Genomic DNA, 4,434 nt, shown 5'->3' on the forward strand with positions numbered 1-4,434 from the left:
TCCGGCAAGAGCATCGCGGCCATGGCCGCTCCCACAGGGAAGGGAGGGACAGGTGGGCGGCCCGGCCTTGCCCGCGCTTGTAATCTGCGGCCGCGGCCCCAGACTGGCGGCATCCAGCCACCACCGCACACCGCCATGCCGATCTACGCCTACCGCTGCGAAGCCTGCGACCACGTTTTCGACCGCCTGCAGAAGATGTCCGACCCGGACCCCGATACCTGTCCGGCCTGCGGCGCGACCGGCAAGGTACGGCGCCAGGTGACCGCGCCTTCGTTCCGGCTGGCCGGCAGCGGCTGGTACGAGACCGATTTCAAGAAGGACGGCAAGCGCAACTTGGCCGAGGGCAAGGAGAGCGGCGGCGCGGCCAAGCCGGAGGCGGCAAAGCCCGCCGCGGACGCCAAGCCGGCGCCGAAACCGGCCGAAACCGCGAAGCCCGCGCCCGCCAAGTCCACGCCTGCAGGCTGAGGCGCCTGCCCGCGGCGCCGTCCCGGGCTAAAATGCGGGGCTTTCCGGCGCCGTCCGGACGATCCTTCCCGGAGCCCCCATGCGTACCCACTTCTGCGGCCTCGTCGACGAGGCCCTGATCGGCCAGACCGTCACCCTGTGTGGCTGGGCCGACGTCGCCCGCGACCTCGGCGGCCTGTGCTTCATCGATCTGCGCGACCACGAGGGCATCGTGCAGGTCGTCGCCGAGCCGTCGGATGCGGCCGGCAACGCCGAGGTGATCGCCACCGCCGCGGATGTCGGTTACGAGGATTGCCTGCGCGTGACCGGCACCGTGCGCCGCCGCGAGAGCGTCAACAACAAGATCCGCACCGGCCAGGTGGAAGTGGTCGCAACCGCGATCGAGGTGCTCAACAAGGCCGAGCCGCTGCCGTTCCACGCCCACGAGAACGCCGGCGAGGACATCCGTCTCAAGTACCGCTACCTCGACCTGCGCACGCCGAAGATGCAGCGCATGATGCGCACCCGCACGAAGCTGGTCGGCGCGCTGCGGCGCTGGCTGGACGCGCGCGGCTTCCAGGACATCGAGACCCCGATCCTGACCAAGGCCACGCCCGAGGGCGCGCGCGATTTCCTGGTGCCGGCGCGCATGCACACCGGCGAGTTCTACGCGCTGCCGCAGTCGCCGCAGCTGTTCAAGCAGATCCTGATGGTGGCCGGCTTCGACCGCTACTACCAGATCGCGCGCTGCTTCCGCGACGAGGCCCTGCGCGCCGACCGCCAGCTCGAGTTCACCCAGCTGGACATGGAATTCGCCTGGGTCGACGAAAAGACCGTGCAGGACACCACCGAGGCGATGGTCCGCGAGGTGTTCCGCGAGGTGATGGACGTGGAGCTCGGCGAGTTCCCGCGCCTGACCTACGCCGATGCGATGCGCCGCTATGGTTCGGACAAGCCGGACCTGCGCTTCGACATGGAACTGGTCGACATCGCGGAGCTGGTCAAGGGCTGCGAGTTCAAGGTCTTCACCGACTGGGCCAATGCCGGCGACGGCCGCGTGGTCGCGCTGCGCGCGCCGGGGGCGGCGTCGCTGTCGCGCAAGCAGATCGACGAACTGGCCGCGCACGCGGCCAAGTTCGGCGCCAAGGGCCTGGCGTGGATGAAGGTCGAGGATCCAGGCAAGGGCCGCGAAGGCGTCAACTCGCCGATCGCCAAGTTCCTCGACGACGCCACGCTGGCGGCAATCGTGCAGGCCACCGGCGCGCAGTCGGGCGACCTGCTGCTGTTCGGGGCGTCGACGTACAGGACCGCCAGCGACTTCATGGGCGCGGTGCGGCTGAAGCTCGGCAAGGACCTGGGGCTGGTGGGCGAGGGCTGGAAGCCGCTGTGGGTCACCGACTTCCCGATGTTCGAGTGGGACGACGAGGAAAACCGCTACGTCGCGCTGCACCACCCGTTCACGGCGCCGGCCGTCGACGACGAGGCCGACCTGCGCGCCAACGCGAAGACCGCGGTCAGCCGCGGCTACGACATGGTGCTCAACGGCAACGAGATCGGCGGCGGTTCGATCCGCATCCACCGTTCATCGATGCAGAGCGCGGTGTTCGAATTGCTGGGCATCGGCGCGGAGGAGGCCGAGGCCAAGTTCGGCTTCCTGCTCGATGCGCTGCGCTACGGCGCGCCGCCGCATGGCGGCATCGCCTTCGGCATCGACCGCATCGCCGCGCTGATGGCCGGTACCGAGTCGATCCGCGACGTGATCGCCTTCCCCAAGACCACCGGCGCGCAGTGCCTGATGACCGGTGCGCCGTCGCCGGTTCCGGACAAGCAGCTGGCCGAAGTGCACGTGGCCGTGCGGCCGAAGGAAAGCTGAGACAAAACCTGCAGGAGCGGCTTCAGCCGCGAGCTTTTGTCCGCCATTTCCCGAAGAGCTCGCGGCTGAAGCCGCTCCTGCAGAATCATCGACGCATGCAGGAACTTCCCGCCATCCGCCGCGCCACGCCCGACGACGCCGAAACCCTCTCGGCGCTGGCCACCCGCACCTTTGTCGAGACCTTCGGCCACCTGTATCCGGCCGAAGACCTGGAAGCCTTCCTCGCCGACGCCTACGCGGTCGAAAAGCAGCGCGTGATCCTGTCGCATCCCGACTACGCGGTGTGGCTGCTCGAGCGCGATGGTGTGGCCATCGGCCACGCCGCCGCCGGACCCTGCGGGCTGCCGCACCCGGACGTCGCGCGCGGCGACGGCGAACTCAAGCGCCTGTACCTGCTGCGCGACCACCAGAACGGCGGCTGGGGCGGGAAGCTGTTCGCCACCGCGCTCGACTGGCTGCTGCGCGACGGCCCGCGCACGCTGTGGATCGGCGTGTGGTCGGAGAACCTCGGCGCGCAGCGCTTCTATGCCCGGCATGGCTTCGAAAAAGTGGGTGAGTACGAGTTCCCGGTCGGCCGCGTGCGCGACCGCGAGTTCATCCTGCGTCGCGAGGCGCGCACCATTCCGGCGCCCTGACCGGCGACGTCGCCGCGGCGTGCCTTCCGCGCGTGCGGGGCCTTAGACTGCGGCTTCCCCCACAGGAATGGAGCGGCCATGTCCGTGCGAGTCACGATCCCCGCATCCCTCGCCGCGCTGCTCGCGGCGTGCGCGCCGCCGCAGTCGCTGCAGCCGTCCAGCGGTGGCCCGGCCATCGCCGGCGACGGCACCTGCAATGCCGAAAACGTGGCCTGGGCGACCGGGCAGGAGGCCACCCAGGACACCATGGCCAAGGTCTGGCGCGAAAGTGGGGCCGGGCTGATCCGCCCGATCGCGCCGGGGCAGGCGGTGACCCGCGATTTCCGTCCGGACCGCGTCAACGTCCACATCGACGGTGGCAATGTCATCACCGGCATCGATTGCGGCTGAGCCGACGGCCGAGGTCGGGAATGTTGCAAACCTTGAACGGGGTCGCCGTTTGCGGCCCGCGGCCGGGTAGCCTCGGGACGGGGATCCGGATCCATCAAGGAGGAAGACATGAAGATCCCTGTCCGCAAAGTCCTGCTGACATCCGCGATGACGGCCATCGCCCTGTGCGTCATCGGCAGTGCCGCCGCGCGCTTTCCCAAGCTCGGCGTGGAGTGGGCCGAATGGACCAACTACGACGGCAACGGCAATGCCGTCGGTGGTGGTCGTATCGAATGCGACGGCACCATGCTGACCTGGGGCGAACCGAGCTTGCCCGGGGGCGGGATGACGCTCCACCCCTGCAACTGAAGGCAGGCGGAAGGGCGGCCCCGGGCCGCCCTTCCTTCGTCCGGAAGCGCAGGCAGAATGGCCGGCATGGATACCAGGTCATGCGGGGAACCGGCGGCATGAAACGGGGAGGCGACGCGCCGCCGCCGTCGCGGGTGGTGCTGCTGCACGGCATCTGGATGGCCGGCGTGACCATGCAGTGGTTCGGCGGGCGCCTGCGCGCGGCCGGGTTCGCGCCGGAAACCTTCGGCTACCACAGCATCGTCGGCGGCCCGGACCAGGCGGTGCCGCAACTGGCCAGGCAGCTGCGCGAAGGGGGCGAGGCCGACATCGTCGCCCACAGCCTCGGCGGCCTGGTGGCGCTGGAGGCGCTGGCCGCCGAGCCGGACCTGCCGGTGCGTCGCGTGGTTTGCCTGGGCGTGCCGCTGTGCGGCAGCAGCGCGGCGGCGCAGCTGGCGCGCTGGCCGGTGGCGTCGCTGTGGCTGGGGCGCAGCGCCGGGATCCTGCAGGATGGCTGCACGCAGTGGCCGCGCCGCTTCGAGGTCGGCATGGTCGCCGGCTGCCTGCCGCACGGGCTGGGCGGCCTGCTGGCGCAGTTCGACGGCGACAACGACGGCACCGTTTCCGTCGAGGAAACCCGCAGCCCGCGCCTGGCCGACCACGTCGTGGTCGAGGCCAGCCACAGCGGCCTGCTGTTCTCGGTCGAGGCGATCGCACAGGCGCAGGCGTTCCTGCACAAGGGTCGTTTCGCGCGCTGACCCGGTC

Annotated in this window: 6 protein-coding genes; all 6 read left to right on the forward strand. The window is 70.2% G+C overall.

Going from position 1 to position 4,434, the window contains the following annotated elements:
• Positions 1-135: 135 nt before the first annotated feature.
• The 6 genes from ABD679_RS03300 (at position 136) to ABD679_RS03325 (ending at position 4,427) form a co-directional block, all read left to right on the forward strand.
• Positions 136-465: an FmdB family zinc ribbon protein gene (locus ABD679_RS03300; RefSeq protein WP_344758511.1), complete on the forward strand. Its 330-nt coding sequence runs from the start codon at positions 136-138 to the stop codon at positions 463-465.
• A 79-nt stretch (positions 466-544) separates the two neighbouring features.
• Positions 545-2,317 carry an aspartate--tRNA ligase gene (gene aspS, locus ABD679_RS03305; protein WP_344758512.1) on the forward strand — a complete coding sequence of 591 codons (1,773 nt, stop codon included), beginning with the start codon at positions 545-547 and terminating at the stop codon, positions 2,315-2,317.
• 95 nt (positions 2,318-2,412) lie between these two features.
• Entirely contained in the window at positions 2,413-2,952 is a 540-nt protein-coding gene (locus tag ABD679_RS03310; RefSeq protein WP_344758513.1) for a GNAT family N-acetyltransferase, read from the forward strand.
• Positions 2,953-3,030: 78 nt separating this feature from the next.
• Entirely contained in the window at positions 3,031-3,342 is a 312-nt protein-coding gene (locus tag ABD679_RS03315; protein ID WP_344758514.1) for an I78 family peptidase inhibitor, read from the forward strand.
• 108 nt (positions 3,343-3,450) lie between these two features.
• Positions 3,451-3,690: a DUF6289 family protein gene (locus ABD679_RS03320; protein ID WP_344758515.1), complete on the forward strand. Its 240-nt coding sequence runs from the start codon at positions 3,451-3,453 to the stop codon at positions 3,688-3,690.
• A 98-nt stretch (positions 3,691-3,788) separates the two neighbouring features.
• Complete coding sequence (locus ABD679_RS03325) at positions 3,789-4,427, forward strand: esterase/lipase family protein (RefSeq protein WP_344758516.1); 639 nt, start codon at positions 3,789-3,791, stop codon at positions 4,425-4,427.
• Positions 4,428-4,434: the final 7 nt, after the last annotated feature.

It is taken from the genome of Luteimonas lutimaris (assembly GCF_039537065.1).
Classification (GTDB): domain Bacteria; phylum Pseudomonadota; class Gammaproteobacteria; order Xanthomonadales; family Xanthomonadaceae; genus Luteimonas; species Luteimonas lutimaris.